The following is a 19,286-nucleotide window of genomic DNA, read 5'->3' on the forward strand; positions in this document are numbered from 1 at the left end:
TGCGCCGAGGGCGCCAATGCGGCGCCCTCGTGCTGTCTAGTGGTGGTGCCCCAGGTGTGAATGCGACCCTGAATGTGAGTGTTCACTCGGCTCGGGCGCCCGGTTGATGCCGCAGTCCGGCGTATCGCAGTGCTGGTATTCCATCTGAATGGTCACGTGGCCGATGCGGTAACGCTCCAGCAGGTAGGCCTGAATGCGCGTCAGCAGCCCGTCGTGATCGTGCGGCGGGATCACCTGCGCATGCAGCGTCATCAATTTTTGCTCGCCTATCTGCCAGACGTGAACGTGGTGAATGTTGCGCACCTCGGGGATGTTCAGGCACAGGTCTTTTTGCAATTTGGCGATGTCCACCTCCTGCGGCGTGCCTTCCAGCAATTCGTGGAAGCTCTCTTTCAGCAGCCGCCAGGCGCTGCGCAACACCAGGCAAGACACCAGCACCGACAGTATCGGGTCAATCGGCGTCCAGCCGGTGCTGAGGATGACGATGGCGGCGACGATGGCGCCCACCGAGCCGAGCAGATCCCCCAGCACGTGCAGAGCGGCGGCGCGCACGTTGATGTTCTTCTCTTCGCTGCCGCGATGCAGCAGCCAGAAGGCGAACAGGTTAGCCAGCAGCCCCGCTACGGCGATAATCAACATCGGCGTGCCCATCACCGGCTGCGGTTCGAAGAAACGCCGTATCGCCTCCCACAGGATGAATACCACGATCGCCAACAGCGCGGCGGCATTGAGAAACGCCGCCAGCGTAGTCAGGCGAAGATAGCCGAAGGTATGACGCGCATTGGGTTTACGCTGTGAGAAATGCACCGCCATCAGCGCCACCAACAGCGCCGCGGCGTCGGTCAGCATGTGGCCGGCGTCGGCCAGCAGCGCCAGCGAGCCGGAAAGCAGGCCGCCGACCACCTCGGCCACCATAAATACCGCGGTGACCAAAAAAGCGGTCAGCAGGCGCTTACTATTGCTGTCTTTAGGCAGGTGTACGTGTGAGGAGTCCGACATTATTCATCCTTATGCTGAGCGAAAGAGGGAGGATCGGCGCGGAGCAGAGCGTCCAGCTCCGGCACTATCCGCGCCATCCCGGCGGTTAATTCAGTATAGGCGGCGGAGTCCAGCGCTTCCTGACGCGCTGTTTCCGCCAGCCGTTGGCACAGCCGCGCGGCTGCCGGCAGCTGCAGCATCAGCAGGCTGCCCTTGATACGGTGGGCGGCTTGCCCCAACTGCGACCAGTTTGCGGCGGCGGCGGCCTGACTGAGCCGCTGCCGATCCTCACGCAGCGTGCCGAGCAGCGTGGCGGCCAGGCGTTGCAGCATCTGGCGGTCGCCGCCGGCCATCTCCGTCAGCGTCCGCTGCAGGTCAGTAAGGACTAACTCTTGTTCTGCAGCCTGGGGCTGCTGCGATAGCAGTTGCCCGATGGCATTCAGCGAAATCGGCTTGGTCAGGAAGTGGTCAATCGACACCAGGCCAGGCGGAATGCGGGTAAACTCCTGCACGTCCGCCGAACAGAGTATTATCCGGCAGGGCGGCCGCCGCCGGCGCTGCTCGTCGCGTCGAATCAGCCGCGCCAGCGTCAGGCCGTCCGGGCGCGGCATATTGTAGTCGATAAACAGCAGGTCGAACGGCCTGTGCCGCTGGGCCTTCAGCAACGCATAGCCGCGTTCGAAGCGTGCAGGCTGCAGCCCAAAATGGCGCAGCTGCCGCTCCAGCAGCAACACATTGGTGGGGTGATCGTCGATCAGTGCAGCGCGCAGCGCGGGGGATGGCGGCGCCGGCGGTTCCTCCCGCGGGTCGGCGGCAGGATCCGCATGGCTTACCGCCAGCGGGATGGTCACGTCCACCCGGGTGCCGGCGCCCGGGTGCGACTGCAGCCCGATGCGGCCGCCCATTTGCTCGACGATCTCTTTGCAGATCGACAGCCCCAGGCCGGTGCCCTGCACCGAGATGCGCTGCGCGCCGCGCGCCCGGTAAAACGGTTGGAACAGTTTGTCGATCTCATCGGCCGCAATGCCGCAGCCGCTGTCGGTCACCGTCAGCCACAGTTCACCCTGCCGTTCATCCAGCGGTCGCCAGCCGACGCTCACCTGAATCGCGCCGCGCGAGGTGAACTTTATCGCGTTGTTTATCAGGTTGTTAGCCACCTGAAGTAAACGCTCACCATCAATCATTACCGCCTTCGGCAGGCTCGGGTCCGCACTTACTTCCAGCGTCAACGGCCGCTCGCCGATCAACGGGCGGTACAGCGCGTCGATGCGTGCGATCCACGGCCGCAGGGCCAGCGGCTTCGGCGCCAGCGTCAACGAGCCGGTCTCCAGTCGGGCATGATCCTGCAGGTCGTTGAGCAGGTTGAGCAGCGACGAGGCTGAGCTGTAAATCACCGGCAGCCCCTCCGGCACAGGCCGGCGTTTCAGCTCCAACTCCAGCAGGCCGAGAATGGCGTGCATCGGCGTGCGCAATTCGTGGCTGACGGTGGCGAGAAATTTGCTCTTCATGCGATTTTCCGCTTCGGCATGGCGGCGCGCCCGCTCCAGCTCCTGCCGTTCGCGTTTTTCACGGCGCTGCAGAATAAAGCGCCGCAGCGTCAGCGCCAGCAGCAGCAGGATGGCGGCGGCCAACAGCGCCAGCAGCCAGGTGGTCTGCGGCGGCATGCGGCTGTCGTTGACGGCGTCGATCAGGTTGCTGCGGTCGACTATCCATTCATCACGCAGCGACTGCAGCGTTTCGGCCGGGATTTGCATCAGGTTTTTATCGAGGATCGCCAGCAGCAGCGGCTGGTCCTGCCTTACGCCGAAGGCGATCGGGTAGGCGATGTTGTTGGCGGCGAACGCCAGCTTTATCGCGCCGGAATAGCGCGACAGCGCCAGAAAGTTGGCGGAAATCACGTTATCCACCAGCGCATCCAGCTGGCCGTTGGCCAGGGCGTCGTACATCGTTTTGCTGTCGGCAAACCGCACCGGCTCTTCATTGGCCGGCAGCAACCCCTGCGCCAGATCGCCCTGCAGCACGCCGATGCGCTTGCCGGCCAGGCTGCCCCAGGTGGAAACGCCGCTGGCGTGCTGGCCGACGTAAACGCCCCACAGCGAGCGGTGGATCGGCATGCTGGCGCTGTAACGCGCCTTGACGCCGCGCGCCAGCGGCAGCGCGGTGCGGAAGCTGGCCTGGCCGGACTGCACCAGCTGGTCCGCCTGCTCGGCATTGCGCGCCCAGCGCGGCGCGAAGTTCAGCCCGGTGTTTTGCGCGACAATGTTGAGGATATCGATGGCGTAGCCGCGCGGTCGGCCGTCGGAACCGCGATAGGCGAACGGGAAGTCGTTCTCGATGGCGGCGTAGTAAACGGTGGGGTGCGCCGCCGCCCAGCTTTTTTCCATCTGGGTCAAATCCGCATTGCCGGTGTCGAGGTAGCTGGGGATCTTTTTGCTCCAGCGGCTCTGCAGGGCGTTCATCAGCTCCATCGGCGCGTCGGCGATGGCGGCGTTGAGGGTATCGATCAGCGGTTGATTGGCGGCGGCGAACACGAACGACAGATTGCCCAGATTTTCGGCGCTTTCGATCTGGTAAAGCTGCCCCAGCTGCAGCTGGTCGATGATAAAGCTGGCGCTGGCCTCGTCGGCGATAAAGTAATCGCTGCTGCCGTTGAGCAAGGCATACACCGCCTGCAGGTTATTGTCGTAGCGCTGTACCTGAGACGCCGCCCGCTGCAGCGCGCTGCCGGCCTGCATGTCGGTCAGGGCGCTGATCGCCACCCGGGCCTTGGCGGAGTTGAGCATCACCGGGCGATCGTTGCTGCGGTCGCGCAGGACCCGCAGGTTGCTGACGTAATAAGGCTGCGAAATTTTCAGCCCGCGCAGCGCTTCGCTCTGCGGCAGGCCGTACACCAGGTCGATGACGCCGTTATGCAGCGCCTGCTCAAGCTGCGCCAGGTCGGCGAAGCCGTAAATGGCGAAGTGAATGCCGGTCACCTGCTGGATATAGCCGAGGTAGTCGGCGTTCAGGCCGTATAAATCGTCATCCACGATGATGTTATAAGGGCTGGTGTTCTCGCTGATGATACCCACGCGCAGCGTGCGGTCACGCCAGGGATTTTTCTCGCTGGCGATCAGCATTTCCGCCGGTGCCGTCAGGTTGCTGACCAGCTGATAGCGCACCGGCGCCGCCTGCGCCAAGGCGCAAAACAGCAACAGCAGCAGCAGGGCGCTACGCATCACGGAGCCAGTTCCCGGAATACCGCCACCAGTTCCAGCAGGTTGCTGGCGCCGGTTTTGCGCAGAATGTTTTTCTTGTGGGTGCTGACGGTTTTATTGCTGATGTGCAAGATCTCGGCGATCTGCAGGTTCGACAGCCCCTTGCTCAGCAGCCCCAGCACCTCCAGCTCTTTCGCCGTGAGCTGCGCGCCGTCCGCGGTCTGCGGATCTTCCGCCACGGCGACGTCGGGGAAGCTCAACCCGCCGTCCAGCACCCGTTCAATCGCCCACACCAGCTGCTCCAGCGTGCTGCCCTTGTTCACGAAGCCATTGGCTCCGGCGGCATGGGCCATGCGGGCATAGATGTCTTCTTCCTGCGCGGTGTAGATCAGGATCGGCTGTTGCGGATAACGGCGGCGGATCTTTTTCAGCAGTTGCAGCCCGTCGACCTGCGGCAGGCCGATATCGAGGATCACCAGGCTAAACGCGCCGGCCGCCAGCTGGGCCAGCGCCTGGGCGTCGTCCTGCGCCGCCTGCAGAGTATAGGGACGGGAAGATTTCATCAGCGCCGCTTCCAGTGCGACATGAACCACCGGGTGGTCGTCAACTAACAGTAAAGAAGGCATGTTTAGTCCCTGCAACGCTATCCTGAACGCTAGCATAGCGAAAAAGTAGGCTCTGCGCTCCCCCGATGAAACAGCACAATCTACTGTTAATTTGGCCGTTCGGCCGACGGGCGGCAAAGGTGATTTACAGCGCCATCCGCACAGGCTAGATTGATTGGATCTATGCACTTACGCACTGCGAATACCCCTCGATACCGAATGGAAAAGCTATGAATTACCAAAACGACGACTTACGCATTAACGAAATCAAGGAACTCCTGCCACCGGTGGCCCTGTTAGAGAAGTTTCCGGCCACTGAACGCGCAGCAGAGACGGTGTCCCTGGCCCGCAGCGCAATCCACCACATCCTCCGCGGCAGCGACGATCGCCTGCTGGTGGTGATCGGCCCATGCTCCATCCACGACACCAAAGCGGCCAAGGAATATGCGGCGCGCCTGCTGACCCTGCGCGAAGAGCTGAACGGCGAGCTGGAAGTGGTGATGCGCGTTTACTTTGAAAAACCGCGCACGACCGTGGGCTGGAAAGGGCTGATCAACGATCCGCAGATGGATAACAGTTTCCACATCAACGAAGGCCTGCGCCTGGCGCGCAAACTGCTGGTGGAAATCAACGACAGCGGCCTGCCGGCCGCCGGCGAGTTCCTCGACATGATCACCCCGCAGTACCTGGCGGATCTGATGAGCTGGGGCGCCATCGGCGCGCGCACCACCGAATCTCAGGTGCACCGTGAGCTGGCCTCCGGCCTGTCTTGCCCGGTCGGTTTCAAAAACGGCACCGACGGCACCATCAAGGTGGCGATTGACGCCATCAACGCGGCCAGCGCGCCGCACTGCTTCCTGTCGGTGACCAAGTGGGGCCACTCGGCGATCGTCAACACCAGCGGCAACGGCGACTGCCACATCATCCTGCGCGGCGGCAAAGAGCCGAACTACAGCGCGGCGCACGTGAAAGACGTCAAAGACGGTCTGGCCAAAGCGGGCCTGCCGGCGCAGGTGATGATCGATTTCAGCCACGCCAACAGCAGCAAACAGTTCAAGAAGCAGCTGGACGTGAATGCCGACGTTTGCGGCCAGATCGCCGGCGGTGAAAAAGCGATTATCGGCGTGATGATCGAAAGCCATCTGGTGGAAGGCAATCAGAACCTGGAAAGCGGCGAACCGCTGGTTTACGGTAAAAGCGTGACCGACGCCTGCATCGGCTGGCAAGACACCGAAACCGTGCTGCGCGAGCTGGCGGCGGCGGTTAAGGCACGCCGCGGCTGATAGCCCACGCGGGGCCGCGGCCCCGTTATTTATTCCTTCCCGCCTCGCTTATCAAGGTTCGCCGTAGCGGCGGAAAATAAAAAGCCCCCGGTTTGCATCGGGGGCTTTTTCATGTCAACGGGCGAAAATCACTTCGCTTTACCCTGGTTCGCCACGGCGGCCGCTTTGGCGGCGATCTCGTCGGCGTTGCCCAGATAGTAACGTTTGATTGGCTTGAAGTTCTCGTCGAACTCATACACCAACGGCACGCCGGTCGGGATGTTCAGCTCGAGGATTTCATCTTCGCTCAGGTTATCCAGGTATTTCACCAGCGCGCGCAGGGAGTTGCCGTGCGCTGCCACGATAACGCGCTCGCCGCTCTTGATGCGTGGCAGGATCTCTTCGTCCCAGTAAGGGATAACGCGATCGATGGTCAGCGCCAGGCTTTCGGTCAGCGGCAGCTCTTTCTCGGTCAGCGCAGAGTAACGCGGATCGTGGCCCGGGTAGCGTTCGTCTTCTTTGGTCAGCTCTGGCGGCGTTACGGCGAAACCGCGGCGCCATTGCTTGACCTGCTCGTCGCCGTATTTCTCAGCGGTTTCCGCCTTGTTCAGACCCTGCAGCGCGCCGTAATGACGTTCGTTCAGCTTCCAGGATTTTTCGGTAGGCAGCCAGGCTTGATCCAGTTCGTCGAGGATGTTCCACAGGGTGTGGATCGCGCGCTTCAGTACGGAGGTGTAAGCGAAGTCGAAAGAGAAACCTTCGTCTTTCAACAGCTTGCCAGCTGCTTTCGCTTCAGTGCGGCCTTTATCGGACAGATCAACATCATACCAACCGGTAAAGCGGTTTTCGTTGTTCCACTGGCTTTCGCCGTGACGCACCAGAACCAGCTTAGTTACAGCCATAGCTTAACTCCTTAATAATCTGACATTTCAATGATAACGAAAATCATTATATTGCCGTGGCCCAGGGCTCGGCAATCGATAGTGTCTAACCATAGCCAATTTCTTGCCGCAAAGTAAGTGCTGTTCCGAGGAAAAAGCTGAATCGATCAGGCGGGGAGGACAGAGGGAAAAACGGCGCGTCGAAGGCTCACTTCGCCGCGCCGTGGCCTCGAAAAAATCAGGCGGATTTTTTCAGGCAGCCGCTCATAAAGGTTTTGCGCTCGTCGCCCTTCAGGTTTTTGCTCTTGGCGTCGGCGTTACAGTTTTTCATCTTTTGCTGTTGCGGAGTCAGGGTTTTGCCCGCGGCGGAGGAACCCTCGGATTTCAGGCAGGTGCTCATGAAGGTTGAGCGGTCCGCGCCTTTCAACGACTTGGTCGAAGCCTGTTGGTTGCAATCGGTCATGCGTTTTTGCTGGGCCGCCTGCGCCGGAGAGGGCGTTTTCGCTGCGGTATCGGCCGCCATCAGGTTAGTGCTCAGCATTAAGCCCGCCAGTAATGGAAGTGCAGTGATCAGACGCATAGGTGTTCCTTCAGCTATTGATTGGCCGGCATTGGCCTAAAATTGTGACGTTGCACAAGGCGTTGTGCTTATCACGGTAGCCTGATTCTAGTGCGCGGGTTGGAATAAGGAAAGGCGGGCGCCGGCGGGGCGGGGCGGGAAAAAGGTAAGCATTTATAACAAATCGCCCCCGGCCGCACGGCAAGGGGCGCGGCGGGTCAGATCGGATAAAACTGATAATGGGTGGCGCTGTGATAGCTCTGCCCCGGCTGCAGCCAGCAGCTCGGCTGCGGCCACTCGGGATGGTGCGGGCTGTCCGGCAAAAACTCGCTCTCCAGCGCCACGCCGGCGTAATTGGCGTAGCTGCCGCCGTCGCGCGCCGGGGTGCCGGCCAGATGATTGCCGCTGTACAGCTGCAGCGCCGGCGCACGGGTGAAAACGCTCATCTGCACGCGGTTATCGGCGGACCACAGGTGCGCCGCCGGGCTGTCCAGCGCGCCGCAGGTGCGGTGCAGCAGATAAGCGTGATCGTAACCGTTGACCTGCTGCTGGCAAGGGTCGCGCAGAAAATCCTGCAGCAGCGTTTTCGGCCGGCGAAAATCCATGCCGCTGCCGTCCACCGGCGTCAGATCGCCACTGGGTATGCCTTCGCCGTCGACCGGCAGATAACGATCGGCAAACAGCTGCAGTCGCTGGCGGCGCGCGTCGCTGCCGGCGCCGTCCAGGTTGAAGTAGGCGTGATTGGTCAGGTTCACCGGGCAGGCGCGATCGGTCTGCGCCTGATAGGTGATTTCCAGCCGGTTGTCGGCGGTGAGATGGTAGCGGACCTGCACCGCCAGATTGCCGGGAAAGCCCTGATCGCCGTCCGCCGAATGCAGCGCGTAGCACACCTGCCGCGCGTCCTGTTGCACCCGCCGCCAGCGCCGCGCATGAAAGCCTTCAGGGCCGCCGTGCAGCTGGTGCTGGCCCTGATTGGCGACCAGCGGATGCGCTTTGCCGTCCAGGGGCAGGCTGGCATGGGCGATGCGGTTGGCGTAGCGCCCGACGGTGGCGCCAAGGTAGGCGCTCTGGCGCAGGTAGTCCGCCGGCGTGCGGCAGCCCAGCAGCAGCTCGCGCAGTTCACCGGATCTCAGCGGCAGCGCGGCAGAGAGCCAGGTGGCGCCCCAGTCCATCAGCGTCACCGTCATGCCGGCGGCGTTTTGCAGCCGGGTCAGTTGATAGGGCTGCCCGTCCGGCGCCCGTTCAGCGCTGTCCATCAGCATGAGCCAGCCCCCTGCGACGCTTTGCACACGTAAAACGTTTCCCGCAGCCCGTCGGTCTGCAGCGGATATTCCCGCGCCACTGCGGCGCGCACCGGCTCAACCAGCGCCTGCGGCATCAGGGCGACGACGCAGCCGCCAAAGCCGCCGCCGGTCATGCGCACGCCGCCGCGATCGCCGACGATCGCTTTGACGATCTCCACCAGCCGATCGATCGGCGGCACGGTGATTTCGAAATCATCGCGCATTGAGGCATGCGACTCCGCCATCAATCGGCCCATCAGCGGCATGTCGCCGGCCGCCAGCGCATCGGCCGCCGCCAGGGTACGATCGTTTTCGGTGATCACATGGCGCGCCCGTTTGGCGACGATCGGATCCAGCTCGTGCTGGATCGAGAAAAACAGCTCCGGGCTGACGTCGCGCAATGCCTTGACGCCAAAGAAACGCGCCGCTTCTTCACATTGTCTGCGGCGGGTGTTGTATTCGCTGTCGACCAAACCGCGTTTTACATTCGAATTGATGATCACCACCGCAATATTGTCCGGTACCGATACCGCCCGCGTCGACAGCGTGCGGCAGTCGATCAGCAGGGCGTGATCCCGTTGGCCGAGCGCGGAAATCAGCTGATCCATAATGCCGCAGTTGCAGCCGACGAACCGGTTCTCCGCTTCCTGGCCGTTCAGCGCCAGCGCCACGCCGTCCAACGGCAGCGCATACAGCGCCTGCAGCGCCTGGCCCACGGCCACCTCCAGCGAAGCGGAAGAGCTGAGGCCCGCACCCTGCGGCACGTCGCCGGCGATCACCAAATCGGCGCCGCCAAAATCCGGGTTGCGGCTTTGCAGGTGTTTCACCACGCCGCGCACGTAATCGGACCAGCGCTGAGTCGGATGGCGGACGATCGGATCGTCGAGCGAAAACAGATCCTGCTGGTTGTCATAATCGGCGGCGATCGCGCGGATCTGGCGATCGTCGCGTTTGGCGCAGGCGATCAGGGTCTGGTAATCGATGGCGCAGGGCAGTACGAAACCGTCGTTATAATCGGTATGTTCGCCGATCAGATTCACCCGGCCCGGCGCCTGAATGGTCAGCGCGGGCGCGTAGCCGAAGTGCTCGGTAAAAATGCGGTGGGTATGTTGTTTCAGGCTCATGCTTGGGCTCCGGCTTCACGGTAATGAATATCGCTGACGGCGCGCAGACGCTCTGCGGCCTGTTCAGCGGTCAGATCGCGCTGGGTTTCCGCCAGCATCTCGTAACCCACCATAAACTTGCGCACGGTGGCCGAACGCAGCAGCGGCGGATAGAAATGGGCGTGCAGCTGCCAGTGGCGGTTGTCGGCGCCATTGAACGGCGCGCCGTGCCAGCCCATGGAGTAGGGGAAAGAGCACTGGAACAGGTTGTCATAGCGGCTGGTCAGCTTTTTGAGCGCCAGCGCCAGATCGGCGGCCTGCGCGGCGCTGAGATCGGTAATGCGCGGCACCGCCGCTTTTGGCAGCAGCAGCGTTTCAAACGGCCAGGCGGCCCAGTACGGCACCACCGCCAGCCAGTGCTCGGTTTCCACCACGGTGCGGTCGCCGGCGGCCAATTCCCGGCGCATATAGTCCAGCAGCAGCGGGGAATGGCGCTGCTGAAAATACTCGCGCTGCAGGCGATCTTCGCGTTCGACCTCGTTCGGCAGGAAGCTGTTGGCCCAGACTTGCCCGTGCGGATGCGGGTTGGAGCAACCCATCGCCGCGCCCTTGTTTTCGAACAGCTGCACCCACGGATAGCGCCGGCCCAGTTCGGCGGTTTGCGCCTGCCAGGTGGCGACGACCTTCTCCAGCGCCGGCAGCGGCAGCTCGGGCAGGGTTTTGCCGTGATCGGGGGAAAAGCAGATCACCCGGCTGGTGCCGCGCGCGCTTTGGCAGCGCATCAGCGGATCTTCGCTCTCCGGCGCCTGCGGGGTATCGCTCATCAGCGCCGCGAAGTCATTGACGAAGACGTAGGTGTCGCGGTAATCAGGGTTTTTGTCGCCGGTGACGCGGGTGTTGCCCGGGCACAGGAAGCAGTGGGGATCGTGCGACGGCAGCGCGGCGTTGGGCAGCGGTTCTTGCTGTCCTTGCCAGGGGCGCTTGGCGCGGTGCGGCGAAACCAGTACCCACTGCCCGGTTAACGGGTTATAGCGGCGATGGGGATGGTCGATGGGATTAAACTCCGTCATGGCGTTTCCTTTCTCGGCGCTGACGCGGCGTGATGTAATCGCTTTCACTCACCGGTTGCGGCGCCCTTCACTGGGTAAATAGATAATGATGGGCAAAAAGATAGCATGCTTACGCAGAGGAAAAGGTGATCTAGCGCGAATAATGGAATCGTTTACACTCGAGCGACTATCGGCGAGGCCGCGCTGCGGGGATGGGGGTTTAGCGGAACATGAGCCCTGGGGATATTATGATGATAGCGTTTTCATCCATAATGCCGGCAGAAAAATGCCTGCCGGCGTTGAGGTTTTATGGATGCTGGTACAGCGGGTAGGTGAACAACAGCAGGTGCGTCAGATTAAGCCCGAAATGGAACAGGATCGGCACCCACAGACGGCCGCTCCACATCCAGGCCAGGCCGTAAATCACCCCGGCCAGCGTGGCGAACGCCACCATCAGCAGGCCGCCGGCCAGATGCGCCGCGCCAAAGACGGCGGCGGCGACGATCAGCGCCGGCCAGGCGCCCAGCCACTGGCCGAGGCGTTGCTGCAGATAGCCGCGGAACAGCGCCTCTTCGGCCATGCAGACGAAGAACAGGTTGGCCATCAGGAACGGCAGGATCCAGGCGGGCGCGTGCGGCTCTATTTTCAGCCCGCCCAGCGCCACCGCCAGCAGCAACAGCGCGGGAACGCTGGCCAGCAGGGCGATCCAGGCCGATTTTCCGGCGCGCTGGCCGGTATTGGCCGAAAACAACGTGGGCAGGCAGGCGAACAGCAGGAAGGGTACCAGCGCCTTATCGAAGTTGTAATACATGGTGAAAGGCGCGCTGAGCGGGCCGGCTTTTTCACCGACTATCATCAACTGGTTATGGATATCCGGCACCAGATGCAGGAACAGCGCTACGCAGCCGGCGATCACCAGGGCTTCGAAGACGAGCGCCAGATGACCTTTGGCGCGAAAATGATGCCGCAGCCACGCCAGCGCAACGATGACCAGCAAATACCCCAGGCTGAGCGGCGTCAGCACGCCATGATAGAGCCCCATACCCGCCGATGCGGCCAAAATTAACCAGGCTATCAACCGGTTAAACGGCAAGAAAAATAACGAAGCAGCAAGTACGCCCCACATAATATGTCCCTTTAAAATATGCACACGGCGCTCAATGCCTTTGCGGCGTGCGAATATGGCGAAGCTGAGCGCTAAAGCGGATAGTAGCACAGGGAAATGACACTAAAGGTCGGGGCAGTGGGCTCGCGCCCTCGTCAACGCTTCATCCAACTGGGCGAACGGGTGATTTCCGCCAGGTTCTGCAGGGTATCCAGGCTTTGTTGATGCAGTTCCTGCGTGGGCGCGGCGCAGAGATCCTGCAATACCGTCACCTGGAAACCGGCGTCGTGCGCCTGGCGCGCGGTGCTTTCGATCGCCAGCGGGGTGCTGACGCCGCCCAGCAGTAAATGATGGCAGCGGTGCTGCTGCAGCCAGGCTAACAAATTGTTACCGCTGAAGGCCGAAACCGCCGTTTTTTCGAACCGCAAATCCTCCGGTTCCCGCCGTAGCTCGGGCACCCATTGGCAACCCGGGCTGCTCAGGCGCAGGGCGCCGATCTGTTTCAACTGATTGAACAGCGGCGAGTGCGGGGGAATATCGTGATAATCGTCGGCGAAGCCCACCCTTACCCAGATGACCGGGATTTTTCGCACCCGGGCGTAGGCCGCGGCGGCATTGACGTTGGCGATAAGATGGCTCGCTGCCGCCTGTTCGCGGCAGTGGTTTGCGCGCCCTTTGGGGCCAATCAGATCCTCGATCAGATCGATAATAATCAGCGCGGCGGACATAGGGTCTCCAGAAAATGGCCTGCTATCTCTTTATGATAAAAGGCCAAATGTGATGCGTTGCGGGGAAGTGTTGCCGGATATGTCATCGGATGAGTGGCGAAGCCCCACCCATCCGGGGCGGGCTCAGGCTAGCTGCTGATGGCGATAACGGTAGCCGTCGCCGTCGGGCACGAAGCTCAGACGGTGGGTGATGCACTGCGGCGCGTCTTCGGCGTGGTGCGAAACGAACAGCAGCTGGGTGGCGCCCTGGCCGATCAGCACGTCAATGAAGCGGCGCACCAGCTGGCGATTGAGCGGATCCAGCCCCTGCAGCGGTTCATCGAGGATCAACAGCGCCGGATGCTTGACCAGCGCGCGGGCGATCAGCGCCAGCCGCTGCTGGCCCCAGGAGAGGCTGTGGAAGGGAGCGTCTCCCTGCGCGCCGCCGAGCCCCAGCAGCGCCAGCCATTGGTCGGTGAGCTGCTGCTGGCGATCCGACACCGCCTGATAGATGCCGATGGAGTCAAAGAAGCCGGACAACACCACGTTGCGCACGCTGCTGCTGACGCGGTAATCCAGGTGCAGGCTGCTGCTGACGTAGCCGATATGGCGTTTGATCTCCCAGATGGTTTCGCCGCTGCCGCGGCGGCGGCCGAACAACGTCAGATCGTTACTGTAGCCCTGCGGATGATCGCCGGTGATCAGGCTGAGCAGCGTGGACTTTCCCGCGCCGTTCGGCCCGACGATCTGCCAGTGTTCGCCGGGGTTCACCTGCCAGTCCAGATGATTGAGGATCGGCCGGTCGTTGTAACTGACCACCCCGTCGCGCAGTACGATCAGCGGGCGATCCGCCGGCAGCCCGGCTGGCTGCGCCGGATCTTCGGTTTCCGGCAGCGCCAGCCCTTGCAGGTTTTCGCTGTGCGCCAGCTGCGCCACCAGCGCCTCCGCCATCACCTGCGGCCGCGCGCCCTGACTGGTCAGGGTGCAATCGGCCAGCACGCCGACCTGTTGGATAAAATCCGGTATTTCGTCAAAGCGGTTGAGCACCAGGACCAGGGTGTAACCCTGCGCGCAGAGATCGCTCAGCAGGGCGGCCAGCTGGGCGCGCGAGTGCACGTCCAGCCCGTCGAAGGGTTCATCGAGGATCAGCAGATCGGGCTGCGGCATCAGCGCCCGGCACAGCAGGGTTTTGCGCGTTTCACCGGTGGAAAGGTATTTGAAGCGGCGCGACAGCAGGGGGGCGATGCCGAACTGGGCGGCCAGCTCCGCGCAGCGCGCCGGATCGCTGACCTCTTCCTGAATGATTTCCGCCGCGGTGCGGCCGGTGTCTTCTTCGCCGGGGCTGAGCAGATCGGTGTTGTTGCGTTGCCATTCGTCGCTGACCAGCTTTTGCAGCTGTTCGAAGGAAATGCGCACCACCCGTTTGAAATCGCTGCGGCGTTCGCCATTGAGCAGGGTCAGTTCATCGGCCAGCGCACGGGCCAGGGCGGATTTGCCGCTGCCGTTGGCGCCGACGAACGCCCAGCTGTCGCCGGACTGGATGTGCAGCGCCTCCAGCGTCAGGGTACGGGTATCGCTTAAGCGAAATGAACCTTGCGAAATGTGCAACGACGACATCACCTGTTCCTTTTTATGCAATTGTTTGCCTTAGAAATAGGCGCATTGCACAGCGATGTCAATCAACAAAAATGCAACGTCACGTTGCGCTTAGCACAACGTGGCGACGATCACCTGGTCGGCGTTAAACAGCGCGTGCACCGCGGCGCCGGGGCTCAGCTTCAGCGCCTGCAACTCCGCGGTGCTCAGGGTGGCGCACAGGGTTTCACCGCCGGCCAGCGTCACCAGCACTTCGCTGTACTCGGCGCCCGGCTGAATGCTGGCCACCACGCCCGCCAGCGCATTGTGCGCGGCATCGGCCCGCGGCGTCTCGACGCTCAGCTTCACCCAGGGAGCCTTGATCAGCGCCAGCACTTCTTTGCCGGGAACCAGCCGCAGCCGATCGGCGCTCTGCTGAGTGATCGCCGCCGCCAGGCGGGTCTGGCCGTCGTTCAACAAAATAGCCAGATGCTGCTGCACCTGCTGGTGGTCGCGTTCTATCACGGTGCCGAAAAACTGGTTGCGCGCGCTGGTCTGCAGCGAAAACCGTGAAATGGCCGCCAGCAGGCTGTCGAGCGGCAGGCTGTCCTGCTGCAGCACGTCGAAGGCTTTTTGCTGCACCTGGCCCAGCAGATCGTACAGCTGGATCAGCCGCTGGCCGTAGCGGGTGACCTGGGCGCCGCCGCCGCCTTTGCCGCCGGTGGCGCGTTCCACCACCGTGTGCTCCGCCAACCGGTTCATTTCGTTGATGGCATCCCAGGCGCTTTTGTAGCTGATGCCCGCCAGCTTGGCGCCCTGGCTGATGGAGCCGGTGTGTTGCACCTGTTTCAGCAGCGCGATGCGGCGCGGATCGGCGAACAGTTTTTGCTGGAGTTTTAAGGTAAGGAGAATTTCGGCCTGCATAACGCGTCCTGTCGGCTGCAAAAGTCTTATTGTCGCCGATTTGGCCGCAAAGCGCCAAATGGCACGTTTGGCCGGTTACAAATGTCGCCGGCTGTTTAAAATAACCCCGTTTTGCCGATCTTTTGGGGTAAACTATCCCTTATGTGGCGGTGCGCATTGCCGCTCAATAAGCCGTTAAGCGAGGCCATCATGTTGGAATTATTGAAAAGTCTGGTATTTGCCGTCGTAATGGTGCCGGTGGTTATGGCGATCATTCTCGGCCTGATCTACGGTTTGGCGGAGGTCTTCAACATCTTCTCCAAAGTGGGCCGCTCGAAAGAAAACCGCACCCAGCACTGACCGTCCCCCATCCCGAACGCCCGCCGCCACCTGCGACGGGCGTTTCTCAAGTTATCTCTCATCCTGCCGATAAACCGCATGACAAGCCTCCGCGCCACGTTATATTATTTTTTATATAACGAAGAGTGATAATGCACGTTAACCGGCGGAGAAAATGAAAATCATGAAACAGCAATGGACCAAATGGCTTGGCGGTATGGTATTGGCGTCCGGCCTGGTGGCGCAGGCCTCGGCGGCGGAAAAAATCACCGTATTCGCCGCCGCCTCGCTGACTAACGCGCTGCAGGACATCGCCACCCAGTATCAAAAGGGCAAGGACGTGCAGGTGGTGTCTTCCTTCGCCTCTTCGTCGACGCTGGCGCGTCAGATCGAACAGGGCGCGCCGGCCGACGTGTTTATCTCCGCCGATCAGCAGTGGATGGATTACGCCATCGATAAACAGCAAATGGTGAAAGACAGCCGTTATACCCTGCTGGGCAACGAGCTGGTGCTGATCGCGGCGAAGGACGGCAAGCAGGATAAAATCAGCATCGACAAGCAGACCGACTGGGCCAGGCTGCTGAACGGCGGCCGCCTGGCGGTGGGCGATCCGGATCACGTGCCCGCCGGCATTTACGCCAAGGAGGCGCTGCAAAATCTCGGCGCCTGGGCCGCGCTGGAACCCAAGCTGGCGCGAGCCAACAACGTGCGCAGCGCCATGGCGCTGGTGGAGCGCGGTGAAGCGCCGCTGGGCGTCGTGTATGGCTCGGACGCGGTAGCCAGCGACAAGGTCAAGGTCGTGGCGCTGTTCCCGGAAGACAGTCATAAACCGGTTGAATATCCGATGGCGATTGTTAAAGATCGTCAGACCCCGACGGTCAGCGCTTTCTATACCTATCTGAAGAGCCCGGAAGCGGCCGCCATTTTCGAACATTATGGATTCACCCCGCGTAAATGATTCTGAGTGAGTATGAGTGGCAGGCGGTTGAGCTGAGCCTGAAAGTCTCCGGCCTGGCGGTGGCGTGCAGCCTGCCGTTCGGCATTCTGATGGCCTGGATCCTGGTGCGCTGTCGGTTCCCCGGCAAAGCGCTGCTGGACGGCGTGATCCACCTGCCGCTGGTGCTGCCGCCGGTGGTGGTCGGCTATCTGTTGCTGATCGCCATGGGGCGGCGCGGCGCGATAGGCGAGCGGCTGTACGACTGGTTCGGCTTCAGCTTCAGTTTCAGCTGGCGCGGCGCCGCGCTGGCTTCCGCCGTGGTGGCGTTTCCGCTGATGGTGCGCGCCATCCGGCTGGCGCTGGAGGCGGTGGACACCCGGCTCGAGCAGGCGGCGCGCACGCTGGGCGCCAACCCGTGGCGGGTGTTTTTCACCATCACGCTGCCGCTTTCGCTGCCCGGCGTGATCGTCGGCGTGGTACTGGCCTTCGCCCGTTCGTTGGGCGAGTTCGGCGCCACCATTACCTTCGTGTCCAATATCCCCGGCGAGACCCGCACCATTCCGCTGGCGATGTATACCCTGATTGAAACGCCGGGCGCCGAGGCCGCCGCCGCGCGCCTGTGCGTCATCGCCATCGTGCTGTCGCTGGCCTCGCTGATGGTTTCCGAGTGGCTGGCCCGCTGGGGCCGCAAACGGATGGGGGCGTAAATGCTGGAGCTGGATTTCTCGCAGCGGCTGGGCGATCTTCATCTGAACGTGCGCGCCGCTCTGCTGGCGCAGGGCATCACCGCGATTTTCGGGTTGTCCGGGGCGGGCAAAACCTCATTGATCAATGCGATTGGCGGATTGACCCGGCTGCAGGAGGGGCGCATCGCGCTCAATGGCCGCACGCTGGCGGACACCGCCGCCGGGGTGTGGCTGCCGCCGGAAAAACGCCGCATCGGCTATGTGTTTCAGGATGCGCGCCTGTTCCCGCATTATCGGGTGCGCGGCAACCTGCAATACGGCATGGCGGCCGGCATGCGCGGCCAGTTCGACGATATCGTCGAGCTGCTGGGCATCGGGCCGCTGCTCAATCGGCTGCCGCTGACGCTGTCCGGCGGCGAGAAGCAGCGGGTGGCGATCGGCCGCGCCCTGCTGACCGCGCCCGAGCTGCTGCTGATGGACGAACCGCTGGCCTCGCTGGACTTGCCGCGCAAGCGCGAGCTGCTGCCGTACCTGGAGCGGCTGGCGCAGGACGTCAATATCCCGATCCTTTACGTCAGCCACAGTATGGATGAAATTCTGCGGCTGGCCGAACGGGTGATGGTGCTGGATAACGGCCAGGTGCGGGCGTTCGGCGGGCTGGAGGAGGTCTGGGCCAGCAGCGCGCTGCGCCCCTGGCTGCAGCGAGAGGATCAGAGCAGCGTGCTGCGCGTCACCGTGATAGAACATCATCCGCGCTATGCCATGACCGCGCTGGCGCTGGGCGATCGGCGGCTGTGGGTCGGCGGCATCGACGCCGAACTGGGCACCCCGCTGCGCATCCGCATCAACGCCGCCGACGTGTCGCTGGTGCTGCAGCCGCCGGTCAACAGCAGCATTCGCAACGTGCTGCCTGCCAAGGTCAGCGAATGCCTGGAGGTCGACGGGCAGGTGGAGGTCAAACTGGCGGTGGGGGAGCACGTACTTTGGGCGCGCATTACGCCCTGGGCGCGCGACGAGTTGGCGATTCGCCCCGGCCAGTGGCTGTATGCGCAGGTGAAAAGCGTGTCTATCAGCCGCGAGACGCGCTGAAAACGGCCCCCGGCAGGCGGGGGCCGGGAAAGTTATTGCCCCAGCACCCGCGTGCGGATCACCTCGGCGATGCCCGGCTGCAGGTGATCGGCGATCGTCAGATCGGCGCGCGCCTTGATAGCCTCGTCGGCGTTGCCCATCGCCACGCCCAGGCCGACCGCTTCCAGCATGCTCAGATCGTTGTAGTTATCGCCGAACGCCACCACCTGATCCATGCTCAGCCCCTGAGATTCCACCCATTGCCGCAGGCGTTTGCCCTTGCTGTTGCCGCCCTTGGCGATGTCCACCTGATCGTGCCATGACCATTCGCACGCCAGCCCCAGCTCTTTCTCCACCGTTTCGGCAAAGGCGCGCAGCGCCGGAATATCGGCGTGCGAGGTGGCGAATTTCCAGATCGACTGCGCCTCATCGGCCGCCTGCGCCAGGCTGTTGACCTGCAGCAGCGTCGGGCGCTGCGCCTGCGGCAGCGTCTCGGCCCAGGCCAGCGAACGGGTGACGTGGCCGCTCGGCTCCTGATACAGCATGGCGTTGTCGACGTACATCAGGCCGTGGATATCGCTCTGCTTGAGCATCTGCAGCACCAGTTTGGCCTGGTCTTTCGGCAGCGGATCGGCGGCCAGCACCTTTTGCTGCTGGAAGTCGTACAAATAGGTGCCGTTGCAGCAGATGGCCGGGGTATCGATTTGCAGCGCCTGATAGAACGGATGGATCGCGACGTGGTGGCGGCCGGTGACCACCACGACCTTCACGCCGGCGGCGCGCGCTTGTGCCAGCGCTTCCAGCGACTGCGGTAAAATGCGTTTTTGGTTGTCCAGCAGGGTGCCGTCCAGATCGAGGGCGATGACGCGGTAGCTCATAGGGATCTCATTATCGTTAGCATGAAAACTAACCCGATGGTACACCGGATGGCCCATGGAGAAAACTGCGCAGATTTCAGGTGAATCGCAGGGTTGTTATGTCGCGGATGTGAGGTAAGCTAGGGGAAACCGAAAAACCTGAAACCGGTTTCTCTTTTACCCTATGCAAGG

Annotated in this window: 18 protein-coding genes; 5 read left to right on the plus strand and 13 right to left on the minus strand. The window is 62.5% G+C overall.

Annotated features, from left to right (window positions below; all coding sequences use genetic code 11):
- Positions 1-36: 36 nt before the first annotated feature.
- From zitB to D7I37_RS14050, 3 genes are read right to left on the minus strand one after another with little or no spacing between them, the layout of a single operon-like run.
- Positions 37-999, minus strand: coding sequence for a CDF family zinc transporter ZitB (gene zitB / locus D7I37_RS14040; protein ID WP_061800178.1), 963 nt, complete (start codon positions 997-999; stop codon positions 37-39).
- Entirely contained in the window at positions 999-4,199 is a 3,201-nt protein-coding gene (locus tag D7I37_RS14045; RefSeq protein WP_061800176.1) for an ATP-binding protein, read from the minus strand. Before D7I37_RS14045 ends, zitB begins: the two co-directional genes overlap by 1 nt.
- Positions 4,196-4,801 (minus strand): response regulator transcription factor, encoded by a 606-nt coding sequence (locus tag D7I37_RS14050; RefSeq protein WP_129543888.1) that lies wholly within the window; start codon positions 4,799-4,801, stop codon positions 4,196-4,198. Before D7I37_RS14050 ends, D7I37_RS14045 begins: the two co-directional genes overlap by 4 nt.
- A 209-nt stretch (positions 4,802-5,010) precedes the next feature.
- Between D7I37_RS14050 and aroG the strand changes: the two genes are divergently transcribed.
- Positions 5,011-6,063: a 3-deoxy-7-phosphoheptulonate synthase AroG gene (gene aroG, locus D7I37_RS14055; RefSeq protein ID WP_095096296.1), complete on the plus strand. Its 1,053-nt coding sequence runs from the start codon at positions 5,011-5,013 to the stop codon at positions 6,061-6,063.
- Between the two features lie 128 nt (positions 6,064-6,191).
- Here aroG and gpmA read toward each other — a convergent pair whose 3' ends face one another.
- The 9 genes from gpmA to modE all read right to left on the minus strand — a co-directional run bounded on the left by gpmA (position 6,192) and on the right by modE (position 15,228).
- A complete protein-coding gene (gene gpmA, locus D7I37_RS14060; RefSeq protein WP_061800173.1) occupies positions 6,192-6,944 on the minus strand; it encodes a 2,3-diphosphoglycerate-dependent phosphoglycerate mutase in 753 nt (250 codons plus the stop codon).
- Between the two features lie 217 nt (positions 6,945-7,161).
- A complete protein-coding gene (locus tag D7I37_RS14065) occupies positions 7,162-7,503 on the minus strand; it encodes a PsiF family protein (RefSeq protein ID WP_061800172.1) in 342 nt (113 codons plus the stop codon).
- Between the two features lie 197 nt (positions 7,504-7,700).
- Positions 7,701-8,744, minus strand: coding sequence for a galactose-1-epimerase (galM, locus tag D7I37_RS14070; RefSeq protein WP_095096299.1), 1,044 nt, complete (start codon positions 8,742-8,744; stop codon positions 7,701-7,703).
- Positions 8,738-9,889, minus strand: a complete 1,152-nt coding sequence (gene galK / locus D7I37_RS14075) for a galactokinase (protein WP_061800169.1) — start codon at positions 9,887-9,889, stop codon at positions 8,738-8,740. Before galK ends, galM begins: the two co-directional genes overlap by 7 nt.
- Positions 9,886-10,938, minus strand: a complete 1,053-nt coding sequence (galT, locus tag D7I37_RS14080) for a galactose-1-phosphate uridylyltransferase (RefSeq protein WP_061800168.1) — start codon at positions 10,936-10,938, stop codon at positions 9,886-9,888. The genes galK and galT overlap by 4 nt, the downstream gene beginning before the upstream one ends.
- A gap of 286 nt (positions 10,939-11,224) precedes the next feature.
- Positions 11,225-12,043, minus strand: coding sequence for a CPBP family intramembrane glutamic endopeptidase (locus D7I37_RS14085; protein ID WP_095096301.1), 819 nt, complete (start codon positions 12,041-12,043; stop codon positions 11,225-11,227).
- A gap of 134 nt (positions 12,044-12,177) precedes the next feature.
- On the minus strand, positions 12,178-12,750 hold the full coding sequence (locus D7I37_RS14090) for a cysteine hydrolase family protein (RefSeq protein WP_061800166.1): 573 nt from the start codon (positions 12,748-12,750) through the stop codon (positions 12,178-12,180).
- Between the two features lie 123 nt (positions 12,751-12,873).
- Complete coding sequence (gene modF / locus D7I37_RS14095; protein ID WP_061800185.1) at positions 12,874-14,346, minus strand: molybdate ABC transporter ATP-binding protein ModF; 1,473 nt, start codon at positions 14,344-14,346, stop codon at positions 12,874-12,876.
- A gap of 90 nt (positions 14,347-14,436) precedes the next feature.
- On the minus strand, positions 14,437-15,228 hold the full coding sequence (gene modE / locus D7I37_RS14100; RefSeq protein WP_095096303.1) for a molybdenum-dependent transcriptional regulator: 792 nt from the start codon (positions 15,226-15,228) through the stop codon (positions 14,437-14,439).
- 189 nt (positions 15,229-15,417) lie between these two features.
- On the opposite strand from modE, the gene D7I37_RS14105 reads away from it, so the two are divergent.
- The 4 genes from D7I37_RS14105 (at position 15,418) to modC (ending at position 18,258) form a co-directional block, all read left to right on the plus strand.
- Complete coding sequence (locus tag D7I37_RS14105) at positions 15,418-15,567, plus strand: AcrZ family multidrug efflux pump-associated protein (RefSeq protein ID WP_073970379.1); 150 nt, start codon at positions 15,418-15,420, stop codon at positions 15,565-15,567.
- A gap of 163 nt (positions 15,568-15,730) precedes the next feature.
- Entirely contained in the window at positions 15,731-16,504 is a 774-nt protein-coding gene (gene modA / locus D7I37_RS14110) for a molybdate ABC transporter substrate-binding protein (RefSeq protein WP_061800184.1), read from the plus strand.
- Complete coding sequence (gene modB / locus D7I37_RS14115) at positions 16,501-17,190, plus strand: molybdate ABC transporter permease subunit (protein ID WP_061800162.1); 690 nt, start codon at positions 16,501-16,503, stop codon at positions 17,188-17,190. The genes modA and modB overlap by 4 nt, the downstream gene beginning before the upstream one ends.
- On the plus strand, positions 17,191-18,258 hold the full coding sequence (modC, locus tag D7I37_RS14120; protein ID WP_129543889.1) for a molybdenum ABC transporter ATP-binding protein ModC: 1,068 nt from the start codon (positions 17,191-17,193) through the stop codon (positions 18,256-18,258).
- A gap of 32 nt (positions 18,259-18,290) precedes the next feature.
- Here the strand turns inward: modC and D7I37_RS14125 are convergent, their stop codons facing one another.
- On the minus strand, positions 18,291-19,115 hold the full coding sequence (locus tag D7I37_RS14125) for a pyridoxal phosphatase (protein WP_095096306.1): 825 nt from the start codon (positions 19,113-19,115) through the stop codon (positions 18,291-18,293).
- Between the last annotated feature and the right edge of the window lie 171 nt (positions 19,116-19,286).

The organism is Serratia sp. 1D1416 (assembly GCF_003641105.1).
In the GTDB taxonomy this organism is placed as follows: Bacteria; Pseudomonadota; Gammaproteobacteria; order Enterobacterales; family Enterobacteriaceae; genus Serratia; species Serratia ficaria.

Coding starts and splice junctions, on each gene's coding strand:
- modE (WP_095096303.1), bottom strand. CDS start 15,228: ATGCAGGCCGAAATTCTCCTTACCTTAAAACTCCAGCAAAAACTGTTC.
- galT (WP_061800168.1), bottom strand. CDS start 10,938: ATGACGGAGTTTAATCCCATCGACCATCCCCATCGCCGCTATAACCCG.
- D7I37_RS14090 (WP_061800166.1), bottom strand. CDS start 12,750: ATGTCCGCCGCGCTGATTATTATCGATCTGATCGAGGATCTGATTGGC.
- gpmA (WP_061800173.1), bottom strand. CDS start 6,944: ATGGCTGTAACTAAGCTGGTTCTGGTGCGTCACGGCGAAAGCCAGTGG.
- D7I37_RS14050 (WP_129543888.1), bottom strand. CDS start 4,801: ATGCCTTCTTTACTGTTAGTTGACGACCACCCGGTGGTTCATGTCGCA.
- D7I37_RS14065 (WP_061800172.1), bottom strand. CDS start 7,503: ATGCGTCTGATCACTGCACTTCCATTACTGGCGGGCTTAATGCTGAGC.
- D7I37_RS14085 (WP_095096301.1), bottom strand. CDS start 12,043: ATGTGGGGCGTACTTGCTGCTTCGTTATTTTTCTTGCCGTTTAACCGG.
- zitB (WP_061800178.1), bottom strand. CDS start 999: ATGTCGGACTCCTCACACGTACACCTGCCTAAAGACAGCAATAGTAAG.
- modC (WP_129543889.1), top strand. CDS start 17,191: ATGCTGGAGCTGGATTTCTCGCAGCGGCTGGGCGATCTTCATCTGAAC.
- modB (WP_061800162.1), top strand. CDS start 16,501: ATGATTCTGAGTGAGTATGAGTGGCAGGCGGTTGAGCTGAGCCTGAAA.
- modA (WP_061800184.1), top strand. CDS start 15,731: ATGAAACAGCAATGGACCAAATGGCTTGGCGGTATGGTATTGGCGTCC.
- D7I37_RS14105 (WP_073970379.1), top strand. CDS start 15,418: ATGTTGGAATTATTGAAAAGTCTGGTATTTGCCGTCGTAATGGTGCCG.
- D7I37_RS14125 (WP_095096306.1), bottom strand. CDS start 19,115: ATGAGCTACCGCGTCATCGCCCTCGATCTGGACGGCACCCTGCTGGAC.
- galM (WP_095096299.1), bottom strand. CDS start 8,744: ATGCTGATGGACAGCGCTGAACGGGCGCCGGACGGGCAGCCCTATCAA.
- aroG (WP_095096296.1), top strand. CDS start 5,011: ATGAATTACCAAAACGACGACTTACGCATTAACGAAATCAAGGAACTC.
- galK (WP_061800169.1), bottom strand. CDS start 9,889: ATGAGCCTGAAACAACATACCCACCGCATTTTTACCGAGCACTTCGGC.
- modF (WP_061800185.1), bottom strand. CDS start 14,346: ATGTCGTCGTTGCACATTTCGCAAGGTTCATTTCGCTTAAGCGATACC.